The following is a 21,436-nucleotide window of genomic DNA, read 5'->3' on the forward strand; positions in this document are numbered from 1 at the left end:
TTTACTGAACAAACCATAAATATAATAAAAATCTAATATATTGAGGTTTTTGATATGAAATTAGCAATCGATATGCTTTTACATGTAAGCACGCACAAAGGGCGATGGGTTTATTTTTTTCTCGCCGTTATAACGGCATTTGCCGCTTTTCAAATGCGCCTGATTCAGATTGATACCGATCCAGAAAACATGTTGGCCGAATCTCATAGTGCTCGCACCTTTCACAATGAGGTAAAGCAAACCTTCTCCATGTACGATGCAATAGTGGTTGGTCTGGTGGTGGATAATTTTGCCAAAGGAGACGGGGCCAAAGACGACGAGGGCAAAGGTGGCATATACACGCCAGAAAACTTGGCGGCCATTCACAAAGTGACTAATCATGTGCTTGCCATAGAGGGTGTTATTGGCCAAGACGTCATGTCGTTTTCAACGGTAGACAACATCAAGCAAAGTAGTGACGGTAGTCTGGAGTTTTCATGGCTAATGGCCAGCCCTCCTGAAACCGCAAGCGCGAGTGCACAACTACAAGATTCTATCGAAAGGTTGCCTTTACTATACGACACACTCGCTGCCTCTTCAGGCAATGCTGCTGCTATCTATATTCCCATTGCCGATAAAAATGAAAGTTATCGCATTGCCCAAGATATTCGCGCTTATTTAGCGAATGTTGACACCACTGGCCAATGGCACATCACAGGGTTACCTGTGGCCGAAGATCAATTTGGTGTAGAAATGTTTGTGCAAATGGCCATTGCTGCGCCTGCAGCTGGTGCCATGATTTTTGTTCTTCTGTTCCTGTTTTTTAGAAATTGGTCTCTTATTACTGCGCCCATGATAGTGGCGATGGGTACGGTTATCATCACCATGGGTGCTCTCATTGGTATGGGGTTCACTGTGCACATCATGTCATCCATGATTGCCATTTTTCTAATGCCTATCGCGGTAGTCGACTCAGTCCACATATTGTCTGAATTTTCCGACCGTTATAAACCAGGTGAGAATGCAGGCAAAGTGATCACTCAAGTAGTTGAGCACCTGTTTAAGCCCATGCTGTTTACCTCGCTCACCTCATCAGCAGGTTTCTTCTCCTTAATGTTAACGCCTATTCCCCCTGTGCAAATCTTTGGCGCTTATATTGGGTTTGGTATTTTGTTGGCATTTTTGATTACCCTTACTTTTATTCCTGCTTATATATCTCGAATGTCGCCCGCAGCATTAAACAAGCTTCAAGTAGCGTTGCATCAAAACGAAGAGGCAGACAATAGTAAGGGTAATAGCACTTTACTAAAGCGTACCGTTAATAAACTGCGCTATATTGCGCTGAACCACAGAGCGTTAATTATTGCTATATTTGGTGTAATTACCCTTGTATCAGCGTGGGGTATTACGCAAATTAATATCAACGACAACCCCGTGCGTTGGTTTAAAAAAGACCATGAAATAAGAGTGGCAGACAGAGCGTTAAATGCAGAGTTTGCGGGCACGTACAATGCCCATCTGGTGATTACCGATACCAATGAAAGCATTGATGCAAGCAAGGTGTTAAACGAGGCGAAATTACCTTCAAGTTTAGATGAATGGGTTGAGCAAACCCAGGCCACGATAAACCAGAGCGACGACGCTAACAAAATGTCGGAACTTGCCATGCGTATTGATGATGCGTTATTTAGCAACCTCAACGATGACGAACTAATGGCGTTAGAAAGCTTATTGCAAGTCGTCGATGCGGCAAATGGAAATGCTAATACCTTCCAGCAGCCCGCAGTACTTAAGCATATTGAAAGGTTACAAGCCTACCTAGACACTCAACCGTTAATTGGTAAATCACAGTCTTTGGTTGATGTCGTCAAAGTGGTGAATCGTGAGCTACGCTCAGGCAACGAGGCAGACTACGCATTACCCGCCAACAACCGAGGCGTAGCACAAACCTTAATGCAATATCAGTCTTCCCACCGTCCGCAAGACTTGTGGCATTTTGTTACGCCTGATTATCGCCAAACCCTGATTTGGCTGCAGCTTACCAGTGGTGATAACCAAGATATGACAAATGTGATATCGCTTGTAGAAGATTACTTTACGAAGAATCCATTACCACAAGGGCTAAACTACGACTGGGCAGGTAAAGCCTACTTAAATGTGGTGTGGCAGGAAAATATGGTAACGGGCATGTTGGAAAGTTTGCTTAGCGCTTTTGTCATTGTGTTTGTGATGATGGTACTGCTGTTTCGTTCTTTTGTTTTTGGTGTGCTTGCCATGCTCCCCCTTACCATCACTATTACCTTTATTTATGGCCTTATTGGCATTGTAGGCAAAGACTACGACATGCCTATCGCCGTGCTATCGGCGCTCACCTTGGGGTTATCTGTCGATTTTGCGATTCACTTCCTTGCTAGGGCGCGGGAAATTTATAAAGAAACGGGCAGTGTGCCAGACACATTAGACGCTATGTTCGATGAGCCAGCCAGTGCGATAACGCGCAATGCGTTGGTAATAGCACTGGGCTTCACGCCTTTATTGCTAGCGCCGTTGGTACCTTACATAACAGTAGGTGTTTTCTTAGCGAGTATCATGGCGGTATCTGCCTTGGTGACTTTGTTGGTCTTACCCGCGGCCATGGTATTTCTAAAACGTTGGGTTTTTAAAGGAGCTTAATATGCGTAATTCAATGCTTCAAATTGCTAAAGTTAGTTATGTTTTTTCTCACATAAGAGTGAGCAAGGCAGCTGTTCGTATACTCGCCGCTACTATGATGGTGTTAGGTATTTTTGGAAGTGCTAGTGCATCTGCCGTTGAAGAGGATATCGCCAGTATCATTGCAAAGTCAGAAAAAGCCGCCTATTACGCGGGGAGTGACGGCAAGTCGATGGCGCGAATGATTATCGTAGACAGCCAGGACCGCAAGCAAATGCGCCAATTCACGATTCTGCGCAAAGACGTGCTAGACAATGAAGGCACTGAAACGGGTGATCAAAAAATGCTGGTATTTTTCAGCCGCCCAACCGAAGTAAAAGGCACGGTGTTTAGAGTTGAAAAGCACACCAACATTTATACCGATGACGATCGGTGGTTGTATTTACCCGCCCTTGATTTGGTGAAGCGAATAGCGGCGGGTGATAAACGCACCTCGTTTGTCGGCTCTCATTTTTTCTATGAAGATGTGTCGGGCCGTGCAGTGTCAGAAGACAACTTCGCAATGCAAAACGCTACTGACACTCACTATGTGTTGCGGGCAACGCCTAAAAACCTAAGTAGCGTAGAGTTTTCCCATTATATAGTAGAGATAGACAAGCAAACCTATTTGCCCACGCTAATCAACTTTTTCAAAGGGGATGATAATTACCGCCGAGTTGAAGCCGTATCAGTAGAAACGGTTCAAGGCTACCCGACGGTGGTGCGAAGCAAGGTGTCTGATTTAGCATCGGGCGGCTATACCCTAATGGAATTTCGCGGTATTCAATACGATATTGCGTTGCCAGACAGCGTATTTAGTGAGCGCAGTTTACGCGTGCCACCACGAGAGTTTGTGGAGTAATCGTGATGCGGGGAAAGAAATTACGTGGATTAGCGCTACTGGCAATAGCGCTTCTGGGAACAAATGTTTCACTTTTGGCGTATTCACAAGAACTCAAAAATGAAACTGTGGAAGACGTGCCCGCCAAAACTGAACAAGTTGACAACTCAGAGCCTGCTAGCGACGACGATTGGGAAGACGAAGGCTGGAGCGACGATAACTGGAGCGACGATAGCTGGGGCAACGAAGACTGGGGCGAGCAGGACAATAACGCCACCGCTTACACCTTTAGTGGATTTGTCGAGCTGGCGGCAGGAAACCGAGTGGCGAATGATGCTGCCATTGCTTCTAGCAGCACCTTACGAGACGCAAGAGTGCAACTGCGCGCCGATTATGCGCTAGCAGCATCTAAACTCAGTTTTCGCGGCGATGCGTGGTACGACGGTGTTAAATATCAACGAGAGTTTCAGGTACGTGAGTTAGCATGGCAAGGTAACCTGGCTGCTTTGGGCGAATGGGGCAATGCTTTTGACTTAAAAGTCGGGCAACAAGTACTTACTTGGGGAACAGGCGACTATGTGTTTCTTAACGACCTTTTCCCAAAAGATTATCAGTCATTTTTCTCAGGCCGTGATGATGAGTATTTAAAAGCGCCCAGTGTCTCCATTAAGTTATCGGGTTATTGGGAGGTCATAAATATAGATGTTGTGGTGACGCCTGACTTTGAACCCGATATTGGTATTACGGGAGAGGTGTTTTCGTTTTTCAGCCCCCAAGTAAATGAAAACATTGCGCCAGCGTATACCGTAACTAATGCTAATACCCCAAGCGGTAGTGAAGTGGCGTTGCGGGCGCATCGCACATTTAGCAGCTCGTTCGGGAGTATTGAGGCTGCGTTATATGGATATCGGGGCTATACCAAGCAACCCACGGCCGTTGATGAATTAGGTGCTCCGCGCTATAGCCGCTTAAATGCCATTGGCGCCAGCGTAGTTATGCCCTTGGGTAAAGGGATTGCAAATGCAGAGTATGCGTATTATCGGAGTGTGGAAGACAGTGAAGGTTCGTCACCATCAGTGAGTAATTCGCAGAGCCGCTTCTTACTTGGGTACAGCCAAGAAGTGATGGCGAATGTAACTGGTGCTGTGCAGTGGTATACCGAAGCCATTCAACATCATGATGCGTTATTGAGCCATTCACCCTACCCAGAATATGAGCAAGAAGCGTATCGTCATTGGGTAACCACTCGCATTACATGGCAGGCGAAAAGACAAACCCTCACCCTCAATACCTTTTTGTTTTACTCCCCCACCGACAACGATGGTTACTTGAAAGCTAGCGCAAGCTATTCACCTACTGATAAGTGGCAGGTTCGAGGCGGAGTAAACCTATTTAGTGGTGATGAACCGCATACTTTCTTTGCTCAATTTGAAGACGCTAGTAACGTCTATTTTGCGTTTAGGTATTTCTATTAAGGAGTGGAAAAGCACTGCTACAGCCACAATGCGGTAGCAGTGGCAAAAAGCGAGTTACCAAGAACCATACATGGGGTTAGGTAAAATAAACAAGCTAGTACCGACTTCAGGCAGTATTGCTGGCAGATAAGCATCTTCCTGCGTTACGCCTTGAAAATCTTCAATGTTATCGCCAATTTGCATAATAATATTATGCGGTTTGTTCCAGCCTTTAATTGCAGTGTCATTAGTTATTGAGCAAGCTGGCGAGCCTTGTTTTACAGCATTACGACGACGGTCTTTATCGTTCACAATGTACTTATGATCAACGGCATCTTTGTCGGCAGGTAGTCTGCCCATAATACAGGTGTTGCTTGGTGTAAGCGGTAAGCCCACAGCCAATAAGTTATTCCAAGTGTGGCTGTCTAAGGTTTTATCGCGGTTAGTAATGAGCGCAATCTTTCCACCTCTTTCAATCACCGTTGCTAGAAACTTATCTACACCGGGAACCAAAGTGGCTTCTTCTCTTTTTATCCATGCATTCCAGCTTTCGCTTGAATAACCCAAGCCTTTAGACTCACGCTCTTCTTGATAAAGGCTGTTATCAAGCACGGTTTCATCTACATCTAGCACGATCACGGCAGGCGTTTGCTGATTTTCAAAGGTCGCAGGCAGTGCGGCGGTAGCCTGTTTGTAAACATAGGCGCTAAGAAGTGGATACTCCTTACTCTGGCGTTGGTATTTCACTGAGTTTGATAGAGAAAACGACGCTTCTGGTGCGGCGGCCGCGGCCGTATCAGCCTGATTTGTGGTAACACATGCCGATAGCGCACTTAGCGCCAAACAAGACACGGCAATAGGCCGCAGTGCGGTCTTAAGAGAAATCGAAGCAGTGGTAAACATGTTTATAGTCCTTGCTTAGCGTTAACAGTCTGTATTCGCCAATGAAAATTTTGATGCGTTACTTTGACACAAAACCGTCCGGCTTCAAAATAAAGGTAACTTACCCGAGTATCTTTTTGTCGTATTGCTGGCAAAATTAGCCCGATTTTACAACATGATAACTGAGGCTGAGCGCTAAACACCTTAAGCGAAGTCGAGTAAGTCGGTGCCAAAGAAGTTATCGATAATGCATCGCCATTCACCGCTGTCGTTTCGCTGCATCACATATACGGCTCGTTTTCCGTCACAAGGTAAGGCATGTGGAGCGGCTTTTGGCACTAAGTAAAGTTTAGCGATGACTAACGCCACATCGCCCGCTTCAATCACAATTTCATCGCCGGTGGTAACGATATGCTCTGGCATGTATTTGTGTTGGAAGGTTTGTAATGCGCTAACACAATCGTGCTGAGTGGTGCCTTTTAGCGGTGTGGATACTACCTTGGCGTTATCGCCATAGCAGGCGCTAACCGAAGCAGGATCGTTGTCGTTTACCGCGTTGTGCAAACGGGCTAATAATTGTGTGATGTTGTTCATGGCTGTCGTCTCGTTTGTTTTTACCGCGAAGACAGACTTAAGAAAAACCCGCCTTAGCGGCGGGTTTTAGTGATGTTTTACGTACGCACTAACTTTCCCGCCAATTATTAATAATAATAGCGAGGAGGATAATTGTGTTTAACGCCAAACCTTGGCGCGGTGCAAAAAACTGCAATGTGCGTAATGTCATACCCGCAGTATTTAATTTGCCGAATAAAAAGTCAACGGTTTTGTGGTGTTCATTTTTTTCGCTTAATAGATGGTGTGCTAGGGCAATTGGAACCCGCCACAGCATCCATGCTGTGGAGGGTTCCAATTGCCCTAGCACACCACCAATACCGAGTTCGTACGATATACCCATTCATGGGGGCTCCGCTGCCGCATCCTTGCGGCAGAGGGTCATGAAGCAGGCTCTTCACCCTCCCTCAGGAATTTTGCTTTAGGGCATGCTCCGCCACAGCATCCATGCTGTGGAGGGTTCCAATTGCCCTAGCAAACCACCAATACCGAGTTCGTACGATATACCCATCCATGGGGGCTCCGCTGCCGCATCCTTGCGGCAGAGGGTCATGAAGCAGGCTCTTCACCCGCCCTCAGGAATTTTGCTTTAGGGCATGCTCCGCCACAGCATCCATGCTGTGGAGGGTTCCAATTGCCTTAGCACACCATCTATACCGAGTTCGTACGGTATACCCATCCATGGGGGCTCCGCTGCCGCATCCTTGCGGCAGAGGGTCATGAAGCAGGCTCTTCACCCTCCCTCAGAAACTTAACTTCGAGGTGTGAACCGTCATAGCGTCACATGCTGGGAAAGTGTGTATTAACGTATACCTCCAGCAGGTACTAAACAAAATTCTATGGGTGATATAAACCAAAATAGTAGATGTGATTTTGTCATTGGAGATGGTGACAGCAAACGGGCTGCTGTGTATGTTAGTGTTATTGAATTGTAGGCGTTGGATTATTTAGCGCAACTTCAAGATAACCAACAATGCCTGGTAGCCCTACGCATTTTCATGGCGTGGCGAAAAGACCAGAAAAATAACGGGAGTATTAGCTAATGGATAGCCTAGTAGTACCTATGTTTGCTCACGTTTTATTGTGTACATTCTTTTATATGCTCTTAACTTTCGTAAGAGCGCCTAAGGTGTGGGGATTAGGCCGCAATGACGATGGCTCGAGTCCATTCGATGCTATTCAATCTAAAATCAGCGCTAATTTAAGTAACCAATTCGAGTGGCCGTTATTTTTTCATGTCATTTGCGTTGTATTAATAGTTAAAGGGCTTGAGTTACAACCCATTTATGTAGCTCTTGCTTGGGTCTTTGTTGTAGGGCGAATAGTACATAGCGCTGTGCAAATTATGACGTCGAACATAAAATTGCGAGGCATTGTTTTTACGCTTAACTTTCTGGCTGTTCTAGCAATGTGGAGTATTTTTGTTGCTGAAATGCTAGTAGTAAAAAGCTAGCGCTAAGACATAATAAGGCTGCTTATGACTAAAATAGTGATATTTGGTAATTCTGGTTCAGGAAAGTCGACCTTGGCCAAGAACTTGGTGAAGGTTCACCACATCGCGCATTTAGATTTAGACTCGGTGGCCTGGGCGCCCTCAAATTCGGCCACAAGCCCACCTAGTCGTATGCCTATCAGTGAGTCGACAGTGCTTATAGATAGTTTCTTAACTGACAATACATCGTGGGTTATTGAAGGGTGTTATTCCGATTTGCTCGCTGAAGTATTGCCTCATGCCGATGAACTTATATTCTTAAATTTACCCATGAATCTTTGTGTTGAAAACGCTAAGGCGCGCCCTTGGGAGCCGCATAAATATGAGTCTAAGCAAGCGCAAGATACGAATTTAGATATGTTGATAGACTGGATAAAGGAATATGAAAATAGAACGGATACCTTTTCCAAGCAAAGTCATCAAGCCCTGTATGATAGTTTTAACGGCACAAAAACGATGTACACGACAAATACGACGCATGCTGCATGAAAAAGTTGATATGAAAGGTATGAGTTAAGAAAGACAAGACCCATAATATAAAGAGTACAGCAGTGACCTACGATGAGTTTAATCATTATTGTGGCAGCCTAAAGGCCACAACCTATGTGATGCAATGGAACAACTCCCATGTATGGAAGGTGGGGGGGAAAGTATTTGCTATAGGCGGCTTGAGTAAGTCTGGTGAGCCCGCGTATATCTTTAAAGCCTCAGATCTTAACTACCATTTCTTGAGTGAGAAACCTGGATATCGCCCCGCGCCTTATTTTGCATCTCGGGGCATGAAATGGATCCAGCAATTTGAAAGCAATACCGACCAGCTTAATGGGGGCGTTGAACTAAGTGTAGAAGATCTCAACGAAGAGCTTAGCTATTATCTGAACGAGTCTTATAAAATAGTGTCCCTAGGTCTTACTAAGAAAAAACAAAAAGAACTAGGGTTGAATCAAGGGCTAAATCTTAAATAGTGCTTCAGCTTAATCGGGGTGGGTTTTGAGTAACGCTTTAAACCCATAATACCAACTGGGTAATGCAACTGTGCCGTGAGACTCATCGTCAAAGTAACGTTTCTGCAGTGTGAGTTCGACAGATTGAATGGCGTCCAATTTATCGAAAAACTGATATCCCCACGCTAAGTTTGTTTCGCCAATCTCGCCAAATTCGGCGTTATTAGCAAAGGTAAAAACCACGTTCCCCTCAGGCTGTTTCCCCTGTGCAAGCTTGTTAGTTAGCGTGCGATTTAAATAGTTATTGTCCCACAAATAAGTGGCATCAATAATAAGGTAGTGAGTGAATACCTCTGGCCTATTTAACAGCGCGTATGCAGCAAACAGCCCACCGAAAGACTCTCCGACCAGTATTCGCTTATTAGATGTTCTGAATTTTCCGTCTATTTGTGGAATTAACTCACTTTGAAAAAAGCGTAAATAATTATCTGCGTTTCCAATCCCTTGGAAGGCTTCCAATAAGCGGCCATTGAATTCCCAGTTAACATTGGTTGGGGTAAGATCTCGTTCTCTTATTGCCGATGCACTGTTAGGTACCGCTACCACAATAGCCTGTTCAACTTGCTGCTCTAATGTCTGAGTACTTAAGCCTTCAAGCATGCCGGCAATGGCTCTGGTTCGATGAATATCACCATCGAGTACATATACAACGGGAAATCTGCGCTGTTTGCTATCGTAATATGAAGGTGGAAGGTATACATGATAGAGCCTATCCTCGTCCATGATGGTAGAGGCTACTGTGTAAGTCTGCGTAAATGAATTAGACTCTTCAGCTTTAAGGGAAAAACCAATCGTTAGAAGTAACACAAATGTAATTATTTTTGGCATTGTGAATTCCTTTGCCTAAAAGCATAGATTTATTAATTTTATGACTGTTTATAGTTTTGACTATAACACTCAATTACCGGAAGATAGGGCGATAAATTAACGTGGCCTGCCAATCGTTAAAGGCCATTAATAACAGGGTAAGACCATGCCAAAGGCAAGTGAAATTAAAAAGAATCACACCATCGTTTATGGTGGCAAAACATGTATTGTTAGAGACATCGAACGTTCAGTACCTCAGGGCCGTGCGGGTGGTAGTATTTATCGCATGCGTATGTACGACGTGGTTAGCGGCGCTAAGTTTGATGAAACATTCAAAGATTCAGACATGCTAGAAATGGCTGATTTGGTTCGTCGCCCTGTGATGTTTTCTTACATTGATGGCGACGAGTATGTATTCCTCGATAACGAAGATTACACGCCGTACCACCTAAATAAAGAAAGCATTGCTGATGAAGCTTTGTTTATTAATGAAAAGACCGAGTCTATTCAGGTGTTAATTGTAAGCGACGTGCCAGTGGCGCTAGATTTGCCGATGAGTGTAGAGCTTGAAGTGACTGAAACCGATCCTTCTATTAAAGGTGCCTCTGCAACCTCGCGCACTAAACCTGCTACTTTATCGACTGGCCTAGTGGTTCAAGTGCCTGAGTACATCAGTACCGGTGAGTGGATAAAGGTAAATACCGAAGAGCGTAAATTCCAAAGTCGCGCATAGATTCACGAATTTTTGTTGCGCCTTGTTGAGAATATCAAGGCGCAACTATTTCGTACTATTATGAACCTCTCGCTTTAGCTTTTAAAAAGCAAGCGCATGCCAAACGATGCGTTATACCCTCTCAAGCAATTCCCTCTCAATAGAAGCCATCGCTCCATAAACCAAAGCTCCGTAAGCCATAGCTCCCTAAGTCAAAGCTAGGCACTGTCAGAACGTAAAATACAAAAAAATATTCATCCCATACGTTGTTTTACTTACGGCAATACCCCTCACTAAATTAGTCATTTAAGCCAGCACAGGGCCGTGTATAATTGGTTAAGCAGCAATGTTATAGCGTTACAAAAACAATCCGTTTTATATGAAAATTTAGGTAAAAATATGAATGTTAAAACGTTTCCTTGGATCAGTATCTTCTCTATCTGTATTTTATTGGCAGGTCACGGGGCGAGTGCAAAAGACATCGACGTTGCAGGCACTTTAGTTGCAGAAGGTAGTCGAGAAGACATTCGTATTCCCGTGGAAGCAAATCAGGGAAGCAGCGTAGAACCTGGAACCTTTATTCCCGTAACCGTTATTAATGGGGGTAAATCAGGGCCTGTACTTGCGACCATCGCTGGTGTTCATGGCTATGAATATAACTCAATATTGGCCACTGAAAAATGGCTGGCGAACATCGACCCTAGTAGATTAACCGGCACTATTATTGCGGTGCGTGTGGCGCACATTCCTGCGTTTGAAGAGAAAAGTATTTACGTAAACCCCCATGATAGAAAGAACCTTAATAGAAGTTTTCCTGGCAAGGAAAATGGCACACAGACTGAGCAAATAGCGTGGAACCTATCGAACCACGTTATTGCAAAAGCCGACTTTGTTATCGACCTTCATAGTGGTGATGGCGCTGAATGGCTAGCTGGTTTTGTGGGGGTGTATGGTGGTCCGCTTTCAAGTGACTACGAACAAGCCATGATGGTGGCAGAGGGGTTTCGATTCCCGAATATCGTGACTTACAAAATGAATACACAAAAACAAGTTGATACCCGCCGTTCGCTAAATCGCCAAGCGGTAGCCCATGGCGCCCCAACTATTTTGGTCGAAATTGGTGAAAACGGTTCGAAAAAAGAAGAACACGTAAACGCGATGGTAAAAGGGCTTGAAGAGGCCACTCGCATTTTGGGAATGAGTTCACCTTCAGCTGTTAACAATAGTAAAGCGGAGCTTACCTCGAAGGGCGCGTCTGCCAGTCGCTACTTTGAAGGGACTTTTTCGGTACCGGTTAGCTTTTCAGGGTTATGGTTCCCTGACATTACTACAGGGCAGTTTGTGAAAAAGGGCGATACGTTAGGGGTAGTAAAAGACTATTTCGGCAATACGGTTGAAACCGTTATTGCATCTGAAAGCGGCTTTGCGCTATATGGGTTATCAGGGCCTTCAGTAAAGCAAGGGCAAAGTATTATGACCATTGCTAAAGAAGTAAAATAAGAAGCGTAGATCTGTACTTAGCTTAATGAAATAGTACAATGATATAAGGCAGTGGCATTCCCGCAAGCGGCAACTCAGCCACTGCCCATACAATTAGATGTTTGCTACAACTGCGTTGTAGAAAGCTTCTGGGCTAGTTGCTTCATTTGCTGCAACTGATAGTGCCATTTCAGCACGAACAGCAGTAACAACGTCAGCACGTGCTGCTTCGTTTACGTCTAAAATATCCAGCATTGCCGTTAGGTGCGCGCCTGAACCTTGGCTAGTTTCTTCAATAACGTTGTTAAAGTTGTTTTGGATGAATACTGCCGCAGTCGCCATTTTACCTTCACAAGAATCAGCAGATGATACTTTTGAAGAAACCGCAGTCGTACCTAAATCCCAAATGATGTTTGAAAGTGCAGCAGCTGTGCCATTGTCATCAAAAATCATGGCGCCAATACCACATTGTTTCCACGGGTTGATGTTATCGTCTGCCGATACATTTCCAGCAATGGCGGTAGTTGTAAGAAGTGCGGCAAGTGTTAGTTTTTTAAACATTGTTATATTCCTCTGATTGTTATTAGTAATAATGTGAAATGAGCAAGCCGAAGTCAGTACCATGCTTGTTATCAATATTGGCCCTTATGTCCCAGCGCTGATTAATTGCATATCGAGCGGTAACAGAGAGGTAATGTTGATCCTTCGATGGCTGGTTCACAAACCATTGTTGTCCTACTGCCAATGACATTGCTATTTCAGACGTAACATGTGCTACGCCTCCCACTTCTGAACCCACAGCGATAAAGCCGCCATTCAGATTAGAGCTGGTAATAGAAGTGCTGAGCGCGGCATAACCTACAAGGTTGTGACGAAAGGCCCAAGACTTCCCAATAAAACTGTCGATATAACCTGCGCCGCACTGGGTGCAGTTGTTAGCTTGTTCTCTGTAGCCAAAGGCCAGTTTCCAAGCCCAATTGCTATCAAGTGGCAATCCAGATTCAGACGCATTAAGGTTAATAATTCGTACCGGTGTAAACTCTTTTACTGCTAACCCTTCACCCTCTAGGTAACGAAGACGCACATTAAAGGTGGTTAGCTCAGAGTAAGGAATTCGCCCCGCATTCAGCGTGAGCAGGTCGTAATAATTGGCCCTAAAGTTCAACTCACCCGCCACGTTGCCTGATGGTGTGTCGTATAAACCGAGGCCAATACGCGTAGTATCTTGTGCCTCATGAGGAGGGCGTCTATCTACGCTTTTCCAGTTTGGTTTAACGGGTGCCATAGCAAACCGTTTTATCATGGCTTGCCGCTTTTGTGCTTGTTGTATGTCTGTGAGGTCGTCTTCTTTTTGTTCTATAAAAGCAAAATAGTCGTAGAGGGTATCAATAACCCGTATTGCCGATGCGTCACCTAAAGCAGCAAGCTTAGCTTGTGTGTCTTTAGGTGTACTTTCTAGAATGTGCAGTAAGGTTTGCTGTTCCTTGCTGGTTAATTGCTGCCAGCGATCGTAAAGTGTTTGTTGACGCGAACCATGATAGATAACTTCATTAAACATGAGCCGGCTGCCTTGATGACGCTGCATCATGACCACTAAATCAAATGGCATTACCCAAACCTTGTTGGGAGCAATTAACGGTTCATCGAAAACTAAGCTGAGTAGTTTTGCCAATTGATAAGCGCAGTTTTGCTCAAAAAAGTAATAGGTCATAGTGGCATTTTCTAGCTCCCATAAATGGGCGAGTAGAAATCGAATATCGTCTTGCGATAGGGCAAGTTTATATTCCCACATATCGCGAAGCTCAGTTTCGCTGTAGGTTAAATGATGATGATGGTATTGCTGGTTAGAGAACTTACCCTGATACCCGCCCAGTATGCCTTTAGTGATGTAAACCAACTTGTTTTCATCATCGGGCACCTTAGCCCCATAAGAGAATGTGTTGTCTAGTAAGCCCTCAGCAGATTCCCCATTAAACTTTAAAAATACATGGCCAAACATAGACGCTGGGTTGCCTAAGTAACCTGACGCGAAAATAAGGCTGGCACTGTGGGTAGAGAAAGTATTTAAGTATTCTTGGTATTGAGGGCAAGCCACGTCTGGAAAATGCAGCATGGGTAAGTGTTTTGCGATAAAACGTTTACGTGCGGGAAATTGACATTGACTTTTAGGCGTTTGCGAAAAGGCGCTGATAGTCGCTTCAAGCTCTGAAAGTGGATCTTTAAAGCCATTTTCTGCTAAATAGAAGTTACTGTTATCGTGGTTCAGTGTTACCGCTGTTTGTTTGGTATGTAAAAGCTGCTTCCACACGTTGTGTGATGCAATATGATTTATAATTTGAGGCGTATCGTCAGCGAAAGCTAGCGTGACGGTACAAAAAAATGTAAAGCAACAACGGGTGAAAAAGGAATGCAATGGAACTTCCTAAACTAAATCCATTTAAATACGCATCGACGATGTAGAGACATACCGTTTCGTTGCGCAGTGAAGATTGCAGAATATGCCTGCACTAAAGTGCATGTACAAGTTCATATTACAGATAATTTGTTACGAATTGCTACTAGGTGCCTTAAATTTGTCTTCAGAAAAGACAAGCTGTAATACGCTTTCTTCACCTTGTTTACGCTGGGGCCAATACAAATGAATAAACCGAAAAGGGGCTGCACTTGGATCTTGTTACTTATTGGCTAACCGCTAATGGTGCTATCTCACTCACTACCGCAGCCGTGTTGATTGCCACCTCTACCATCACGTCCTTAATAACGGCTACCTTTGGGATTGGCGGCGGCGTGTTGCTTATTGCGGTAATGGCGGGAAGCTTGCCAGTTTCTGCACTTATTCCTGTGCATGGCTTAGTACAGTTAGGTTCTAACGGCAACCGAGCGTTAATGACCTTTCGGTATATTGACTGGTCCATGGTGAAGTTCTTTTCATTTGGGGCGTTGTTAGGAGCGGTACTGGCTACGTTTATCGTGGTGCAATTGCCTTTAGTGGTTATTCAATTTGCTGTGGCGGGTTTTATCTTGTTTTTGGTGTGGGGCAGCAAACCGAAGGCGCAAGAAATGCAACCTGCTGGTCGAAGTTTAGCAGGGTTAATTACCACGTTAATCTCCATGTTTGTAGGCGCTACCGGGCCGCTAGTTGCCGCGTTTGTGCATCGGAACAATTACAATAAAATGCAGATAACCGCCACCATGGCCTCGTGCCTTACCTTTCAACATGGGTTAAAAGCGTTTGTTTTTACCTTTGTAGGCTTCTCCTTTTTTCAATGGCTAGGATTAATTTTTGCCATGATTATAAGTGGTGCCGTGGGGACTTACGTGGGACTAAAAGTACTCAAGAAGATTCCAGCCGATAAATTTCTCGTGCTGTTTAAGGTTATCGTTACCTTATTAGCAATCCGCTTAATTGTGCAGGCAGTGTTTGAATTAGTGTAGGCCAACTCATTCATTGGTTTTTCTGTATGAGTTCGAAGGGTAAGAGAAAAAGGCGCATACTCGCGCCTCTTACTTTACGTTTTATTCTATTAGCCCGCTAATGTTGGGGGCTAGCGTAGCGGTATTTAAAAGCGGTAGCTCATTGAGACCTGCCATTCCCTGCCTGTTCCCGGTAATTTATCTCCTACCGCAATATCGGCATTTGATACCCGATTAACCCCCGCAGTGTGAGCGGTATAATATTTATCAAAGGCATTTTGAAGTTGTGCCAACACGCTAAAGCCTTGGCTTAGCTGCCATCGCGCGCCTAAATGTACAAGCCCGTAACCTGCTGTACTACTTTCATTTTGTAGCGCAGAGGTATGATTCTGTGCGCCCACTAAATGCGAGGTAACCGACAACATCAGCGGGGATTGCATGAGCTGGCTTTGCCACTCTATACGAGTCGTCAATTGCTCAGGGGCAATACGAAATAGCGCGTCGTCTATGTCGTCTCTATTTCCATGACTAACGCTGGCGGTAGAGGTTAGCAGCAGGTTACTCGATAGTTTGCCGCTAACCGTCACATCTAGCCCTTTAATAATGGCGTCTGTGTTGGTCCACTGAAACGGCGTATCCGACCCCATCATAGTCGAGAACATAATTGCGGCCGCATTACTGCTCGGTGTGCCAGCAATGTAGTCTTCTATGTCTTGGTAATAAAGCCTGGGTGAAACGGTCCAATCGTTTTTGCTGTAAGTAATACCAAACTCAAACTGACGAGCGGTTTCGTTATCGAGTTCAAGATTACCAATGTAATTGAAACCGTCCGCCATACCACCTGTAATGCCTAACGGTAACCAGGTGTAGCGTTCGTAGTAGTTAGGCGCGCGGTTCTTTTGCGATATACCCGTAAATACTGTCACCGTGTCGCTAACGGGTATTTGAATAGTGGCCGCTGCATCTAGCATATTGTAGGTTTCACTACGTTCGGCATTATTAAAGTTAGACGCTAGCATGGCCACGGCATCGTTCATCATCACCATGTTAGAGCCTATTGCATCGGCATCCATGTCTACTTGAGTGTAGCGAAGGCCCAGCAAATAGTCGGCCGTATCGGTTACTCGGTGCCATTCGGTAAAACCACTGAAGGTATCACGAGTAATATCGGTGTAGTTATTAATGTAAAAAGCGCTGTTATTCGGGTTGGTAATAACAGAATTATTTCGGCTGTGTAAATGGCTAAAACCTACTTCAAGTTCACCATCAAGGGCAGGGGTAACATAGGTTGCCTCTACACCCTGACCGACAGAGTCGGCGTCGTTTTGTCTGGCCATACTAGCCATTGAAACCGCGCGCTGGGATGCATTATCCATGGCGTGCTGATTGCTATTCCCAAACACTTTTACTTTCACCGTGCGATCGTCACTGGCTTGGTACTGATAACCTAAGCGATACCATGCGGCGTCTATAAAAGTAATATCCATTGCAAGGGCTGCAGTGCCACTGTTGTTGGTATTTAACGTTTGGTAGCTGACATCTAGGCTATGCTTGCCCCAACGATAACCCGCGCGAAGCTTTCCGCCGTTTCTTTGATACTGAGAATTAGGGATGGCAATGCTTGAGCCTGCATCGTTAGAGCCAGCCTCACGTTCGTCACGTTGCTGGTGGGTAAATGCGCCGCTGATAAAACCATTGGCCGCGCCGTAAAATGCATTGGCTTGGTATTGCTGTGCATTGCCAGGAGAATACGCACTGGCGCTAGCATTAAACTGCAGGCCATTGGCTTGAGAAAATAAGTGCTGAGCGTCAGCACGAATGTCTAGTTTACCGCCTAAGGTTTCAACCCCAGCGCTCACCGGTACTATTCCGCGATACAATACGGCCTGAAGGCCTGGTTCAGGTAATACATGCGAAAGCGGGGAATCCATGGCATTAGGGCCAGCGCCCGCGATATCTACCCCATCAATAGTCACGCCTACTCTGTCACCATAAAGGCCGCGATATTGTACTAACCCTGTCACCGGACCATTTCGAGAAATAGTCACGCCGGGTAGCGTAGCAAGCTGATCGCCATAGTCAGCTTCCGTATTGTTGGAGGCAGAAACTGGTGCATTATTGGTAAGGGTTAGTGGCTCGCCAATAACGGTAATAACTTCGGTTGAAGTGGTGTCTTGAGCATACAAAAAAGGGGAAAATCCAGCAGTACATACTGCTAGTGCAATGGCTGTTTTTTTCATAATTAGTCCATTTTTAATTAAACAACGTCAGCGATAAAGCTGATAAAAGCGCGTTATAAATAAAGTGTGATGGCTAAACTATGAAAGGGGCGGAGCACGGGAGAGCCCAGTCGCGTAGGCGTATGCCGTATAGGGTCGCTGTGCAATGGCAGTAGCAAGGTTGTTAAAACGAACAAAGGTGACTAAAGGAAGTGAAAAATCAGGTGCCGTGACGGCGTTGGGCAAGTCAGAAAGCAGGCTGTTGGTACAGTCGATATGTTCTACCGGTATCTTGCTGATATCTACACTAACATAAACAAACTCACCAGCACCTTCAGTCGCGCTTAATGATATCCAGCGCATGGTATTGCCGGTACAAATCAGCTCTATGTCGTTGCTGTCGTCATTAAACTCGGTAGTAAATCGCTGTGCTTTTTCCATTGAAACGGCCGCAAGCCCCAAGGCCATTGCGTTTTGCAATAGCAGGGTTAGGCATACTAGCAGTGTAAATAATGACTTCAATGGCAAAGCAGTATTCTATTTCTACCGGAACTTATTTAATAATACGTTAAATATAGGATGTTGAAAGGGGTTTTTACTGCATGGCTATAAAGGCAACAGACTCGCCTATCATTTTACCCTTGTTAGGGTAATTAGAGGTAAACGCGAGTTTATCTAATATTTCTAAGTAACCAAGCTGGCCGCCGTTCGCAGCGTGAACCAGCCGCATGAAAATATCGCAGTAACTTTGCCTCTCATTGTGGTGTGAACACAACCCACGCTTGCGGTATGGCCCGTTTTTTCCCTGCAAATACTCCACTTTCAGAAAGAGTCACATCATTTCACTCAAGATAGTTTTGTTCTGTCAAAAGTGGCGGCAATTGTCATTTTTGGCGCAGTTTCCTCTCGTCTTGTTTGAGATGGATCAACACGGCTAGTTCGACTTAATGGAATAATTGCGCCGCACAGTAGGGAATACTAAAGGTTAGGGGCAGTGGTGCCTTAGCTGGCGCAAAGCTTGCTAAACCTCATACAGAAGTATAAGTCTTACGGTGCGGTCTTTTAATTAAGGTTGTTGATTTAAATAGAATTTTTAGCGGCTTGCCGTGCTGTTTTTAACTAGGGAGAAAACCCATGAGCGATACGTTAGTCGAACTATCGCGGTGGCAATTTGCGCTAACTGCAATGTTCCACTTTATATTTGTGCCCTTAACCTTAGGGTTGAGTTTCATGCTTGCCATTATGGAATCCGTTTATGTGATGACAGGCAAAGAAATTTACAAACAGATGACTCAGTTTTGGGGCAAGTTGTTTGGTATTAACTTCGCCATTGGTGTGGCTACCGGCCTCACTATGGAGTTCCAGTTCGGGATGAATTGGTCATACTATTCTCACTATGTTGGGGATATTTTCGGGGCGCCCCTGGCTATTGAAGGTTTGATGGCGTTCTTCCTAGAGTCAACCTTCGTTGGGCTATTTTTCTTTGGCTGGGACAAAATGTCGAAGGGAAGACATTTAATGACCACATGGTTAGTGGCTATTGGTTCTAATTTCTCAGCACTATGGATACTCATTGCGAATGGTTGGATGCAATACCCCGTAGGCGCAGAATTTAACTTTGAAGCCATGCGCATGGAAATGACAAGCTTTGCTGAGGTTATCTTTAACCCTGTCGCGCAAGTTAAGTTTGTGCATACCGTTTCAGCCGGCTACGTAACAGGTGCCATGTTTGTATTGGCGATTTCTAGTTATTACCTACTTAACCACAAGCATATCGCATTTGCCCGTCGGTCTTTCGCTATTGCTGCAAGCTTTGGTCTAGCTGCTACTTTGTCAGTTATTGTGCTTGGTGATGAAAGTGGTTACGAGTTAGGAGAAGTGCAAAAAGTAAAATTGGCTGCTGTTGAAGCGGAGTATGACACTCACCCAGCACCTGCGCCTTTTACCGTATTTGGTATTCCCAACGATGAAAAAGAAGAAACCGTATACGCACTTCAAATTCCTTGGGCGATGGGCATTATTGCTACTCGTTCACTTACCGAGGAAGTTAAAGGCTTAAAAGATATTAAAGCTGAGAATCGTTTGCGTATTCTTGATGGTATCAAAGCGTACGCGTTGCTAGACAGTGTTCGAGATGGAACCGCTTCATCAGACGAACGCGCGCTGTTTGAAGCACACAAAGATAATATGGGCTATGCCATGTTGTTAGAGCCATTTACGGATGATGTTACACAGCCTTCTGAAGCGGCCCTACAAAAAGCGGTAGATTACAGCATTCCTAAAGTTGCCCCTTTATTTTGGAGTTTCCGCTTAATGGTGGCATCAGGCTTTATTATGTTAGCCGTGTTCTTAGCTGCCTTCTATTACAGTACTAGACATAAAATAACCCAGCCTCGCTGGTTGTTGAAAGCGTCATTGTATAGCTTGCCGTTACCTTGGGTTGCGTGTGAAGCCGGTTGGTTTGTGGCTGAGTTTGGTCGCCAGCCTTGGTCCATTGCAGAGATTCTGCCAGTGCATGCATCAACGTCTAATCTGTCTATCTCAGACATTGTCACCACGTTAGTTGCTTATTCAGCGTTTTACACCGTGATGTTCATTGTGGCCTTTTACTTAATGAAAAAATTCGCTAAAAAAGGTCCTGTGCCTCCTGAAGATCGCACTACTGATGAAGACGATGACCTTATCGACTTTGATGCTAAAGGAGCAAACGCATGATTGATTATGAATTTCTTCGCGTAGCCTGGTGGTGCCTTATCGGTGTGCTGCTCATTGGTTTCGCGGTAACAGATGGGTTCGATTTAGGCGTAGGTTCACTACTGACCATTATTGGTAAAACAGACAAAGAACGTCGCGTAATGATTAATACCATTGGGCCGCATTGGGATGGAAACCAAGTGTGGTTCATTACGGCTGGTGGCGCTATTTTTGCAGCATGGCCAATGATTTATGCCACCGCTTTTTCAGGCTTTTATTTAGCCCTAGCGTTAACGCTGATTGCGCTTTGGATGCGCCCTATTGGGTTTGATTATCGCAGTAAGTTGCCAAATTCGCAGTGGCGAAAAGCATGGGATTGGGCCTTGTTTGCCGGTGGTTTTATTCCTGCGCTTATTTTTGGCGTGGCGTTTGGTAATTTGTTATTAGGTGTACCGTTTGAATTCGACAACACGCTTAAATCAACTTACACCGGCTCTTTCTTTGGTTTGCTTACCCCATTCGCACTTGTTTCTGGGTTGTTGTCAGTGGCTATCTTGCTTAACCACGGCGCTACCTGGTTACAAATGAAAACCGATGGCTTCATTGAAGCCAGAGCCCGTGTCACATCTTTTATATTGAGTTTAGTGGCAGTAGCCTTGTTTCTCATTGCCGGAGCGTGGGTAGCATTTGGATTAGACGGTTTTGTTATTACCTCTACCGTAGATACCTTAGCCACCTCGAACCCAATGAAAAAAGAGGTCGCTATTGAAGCCGGTGCATGGATGACTAACTACTCACGATATCCTTGGATGATTATTGCGCCTGTTTTAGGTGTAGTAGCAGGGCTTGCATGTGCGATGTTTTCTCGCAAAGGGAATGCAGGAATGGCATTTGTTTCAAGTGCACTACTGATTACTGGCGTTATTCTAACCGCGGGCTTCTCAATGTTCCCGTTCTTGATGCCCAGTATTACTATGCCACAAGCCAGCCTAACGGTATGGGATGCCACCTCTAGCCACTTAACCCTAAATATCATGTTCGTCGTGGCTTGCATCTTTGTGCCTATCATCTTGTGCTATACCGCCTATGGTTATTATGTGATGCGTGGGCGAGTAAAAAATAGCGACTTAGATCAGTCTCACACTATTTATTAAGG

Annotated in this window: 20 protein-coding genes; 11 read left to right on the plus strand and 9 right to left on the minus strand. The window is 44.9% G+C overall.

The features are described from left to right. Positions 1–54: 54 nt before the first annotated feature. The 3 genes from R1T43_RS01940 to R1T43_RS01950 all read left to right on the plus strand — a co-directional run bounded on the left by R1T43_RS01940 (position 55) and on the right by R1T43_RS01950 (position 4,986). A complete protein-coding gene (locus R1T43_RS01940; RefSeq protein ID WP_317352331.1) occupies positions 55–2,652 on the plus strand; it encodes an efflux RND transporter permease subunit in 2,598 nt (865 codons plus the stop codon). 94 nt (positions 2,653–2,746) lie between these two features. Next, the gene (locus R1T43_RS01945) at positions 2,747–3,532 is read left to right on the plus strand and encodes an outer membrane lipoprotein-sorting protein (RefSeq protein ID WP_410549008.1); all 786 of its coding nucleotides are present in this window, start codon (positions 2,747–2,749) and stop codon (positions 3,530–3,532) included. Between the two features lie 5 nt (positions 3,533–3,537). Then, complete coding sequence (locus R1T43_RS01950; protein WP_317355614.1) at positions 3,538–4,986, plus strand: hypothetical protein; 1,449 nt, start codon at positions 3,538–3,540, stop codon at positions 4,984–4,986. A gap of 54 nt (positions 4,987–5,040) precedes the next feature. Here R1T43_RS01950 and R1T43_RS01955 read toward each other — a convergent pair whose 3' ends face one another. The 3 genes from R1T43_RS01955 to R1T43_RS01965 form a co-directional block, all read right to left on the minus strand. After that, on the minus strand, positions 5,041–5,868 hold the full coding sequence (locus R1T43_RS01955) for a 5'-nucleotidase, lipoprotein e(P4) family (RefSeq protein WP_211070146.1): 828 nt from the start codon (positions 5,866–5,868) through the stop codon (positions 5,041–5,043). Between the two features lie 183 nt (positions 5,869–6,051). Beyond that, entirely contained in the window at positions 6,052–6,441 is a 390-nt protein-coding gene (locus R1T43_RS01960) for a YybH family protein (protein ID WP_303459008.1), read from the minus strand. 88 nt (positions 6,442–6,529) lie between these two features. Further along, positions 6,530–6,802 carry a hypothetical protein gene (locus R1T43_RS01965; protein ID WP_317352339.1) on the minus strand — a complete coding sequence of 91 codons (273 nt, stop codon included), beginning with the start codon at positions 6,800–6,802 and terminating at the stop codon, positions 6,530–6,532. Between the two features lie 699 nt (positions 6,803–7,501). On the opposite strand from R1T43_RS01965, the gene R1T43_RS01970 reads away from it, so the two are divergent. From R1T43_RS01970 to R1T43_RS01980, 3 genes are all read left to right on the plus strand, one after another. Beyond that, positions 7,502–7,912, plus strand: a complete 411-nt coding sequence (locus R1T43_RS01970) for an MAPEG family protein (RefSeq protein ID WP_317352343.1) — start codon at positions 7,502–7,504, stop codon at positions 7,910–7,912. A 24-nt stretch (positions 7,913–7,936) separates the two neighbouring features. Beyond that, positions 7,937–8,440 carry an AAA family ATPase gene (locus tag R1T43_RS01975; RefSeq protein ID WP_317352344.1) on the plus strand — a complete coding sequence of 168 codons (504 nt, stop codon included), beginning with the start codon at positions 7,937–7,939 and terminating at the stop codon, positions 8,438–8,440. Positions 8,441–8,502: 62 nt separating this feature from the next. Continuing rightward, positions 8,503–8,916 (plus strand): MmcQ/YjbR family DNA-binding protein, encoded by a 414-nt coding sequence (locus R1T43_RS01980; protein WP_317352346.1) that lies wholly within the window; start codon positions 8,503–8,505, stop codon positions 8,914–8,916. Between the two features lie 9 nt (positions 8,917–8,925). On the opposite strand, the gene R1T43_RS01985 is transcribed toward R1T43_RS01980, so the two are convergent. Continuing rightward, positions 8,926–9,783, minus strand: a complete 858-nt coding sequence (locus tag R1T43_RS01985; protein WP_317352347.1) for an alpha/beta hydrolase — start codon at positions 9,781–9,783, stop codon at positions 8,926–8,928. Positions 9,784–9,928: 145 nt separating this feature from the next. On the opposite strand from R1T43_RS01985, the gene yeiP reads away from it, so the two are divergent. Then, positions 9,929–10,495 carry an elongation factor P-like protein YeiP gene (gene yeiP / locus R1T43_RS01990; RefSeq protein WP_013786447.1) on the plus strand — a complete coding sequence of 189 codons (567 nt, stop codon included), beginning with the start codon at positions 9,929–9,931 and terminating at the stop codon, positions 10,493–10,495. Between the two features lie 378 nt (positions 10,496–10,873). After that, positions 10,874–11,974 (plus strand): M14 family metallopeptidase, encoded by a 1,101-nt coding sequence (locus tag R1T43_RS01995; protein ID WP_317352350.1) that lies wholly within the window; start codon positions 10,874–10,876, stop codon positions 11,972–11,974. A 93-nt stretch (positions 11,975–12,067) separates the two neighbouring features. Here the strand turns inward: R1T43_RS01995 and R1T43_RS02000 are convergent, their stop codons facing one another. Next, on the minus strand, positions 12,068–12,514 hold the full coding sequence (locus R1T43_RS02000; RefSeq protein WP_211070138.1) for a DUF3015 family protein: 447 nt from the start codon (positions 12,512–12,514) through the stop codon (positions 12,068–12,070). Between the two features lie 22 nt (positions 12,515–12,536). Then, entirely contained in the window at positions 12,537–14,366 is a 1,830-nt protein-coding gene (locus tag R1T43_RS02005; RefSeq protein ID WP_317352352.1) for a DUF4105 domain-containing protein, read from the minus strand. Positions 14,367–14,617: 251 nt separating this feature from the next. On the opposite strand from R1T43_RS02005, the gene R1T43_RS02010 reads away from it, so the two are divergent. Continuing rightward, positions 14,618–15,388 carry a sulfite exporter TauE/SafE family protein gene (locus tag R1T43_RS02010; RefSeq protein WP_317352354.1) on the plus strand — a complete coding sequence of 257 codons (771 nt, stop codon included), beginning with the start codon at positions 14,618–14,620 and terminating at the stop codon, positions 15,386–15,388. Positions 15,389–15,513: 125 nt separating this feature from the next. On the opposite strand, the gene R1T43_RS02015 is transcribed toward R1T43_RS02010, so the two are convergent. From R1T43_RS02015 to R1T43_RS02025, 3 genes are all read right to left on the minus strand, one after another. Continuing rightward, a complete protein-coding gene (locus R1T43_RS02015; RefSeq protein ID WP_317352357.1) occupies positions 15,514–17,607 on the minus strand; it encodes a TonB-dependent receptor in 2,094 nt (697 codons plus the stop codon). Positions 17,608–17,685: 78 nt separating this feature from the next. Then, the gene (locus R1T43_RS02020) at positions 17,686–18,054 is read right to left on the minus strand and encodes a hypothetical protein (protein ID WP_317352359.1); all 369 of its coding nucleotides are present in this window, start codon (positions 18,052–18,054) and stop codon (positions 17,686–17,688) included. Positions 18,055–18,181: 127 nt separating this feature from the next. Next, entirely contained in the window at positions 18,182–18,316 is a 135-nt protein-coding gene (locus R1T43_RS02025) for a hypothetical protein (protein WP_317352360.1), read from the minus strand. Positions 18,317–18,720: 404 nt separating this feature from the next. Between R1T43_RS02025 and R1T43_RS02030 the strand changes: the two genes are divergently transcribed. Together R1T43_RS02030 and cydB are read left to right on the plus strand one after the other, a co-directional pair. Continuing rightward, complete coding sequence (locus tag R1T43_RS02030) at positions 18,721–20,301, plus strand: cytochrome ubiquinol oxidase subunit I (RefSeq protein ID WP_317352362.1); 1,581 nt, start codon at positions 18,721–18,723, stop codon at positions 20,299–20,301. Next, on the plus strand, positions 20,298–21,434 hold the full coding sequence (gene cydB / locus R1T43_RS02035) for a cytochrome d ubiquinol oxidase subunit II (protein ID WP_317352364.1): 1,137 nt from the start codon (positions 20,298–20,300) through the stop codon (positions 21,432–21,434). The genes R1T43_RS02030 and cydB overlap by 4 nt, the downstream gene beginning before the upstream one ends. Positions 21,435–21,436 lie beyond the last annotated feature (2 nt).

Origin of the sequence: Alteromonas sp. CI.11.F.A3 (genome assembly GCF_032925565.1) — a bacterium.
Classification (GTDB): domain Bacteria; phylum Pseudomonadota; class Gammaproteobacteria; order Enterobacterales; family Alteromonadaceae; genus Alteromonas.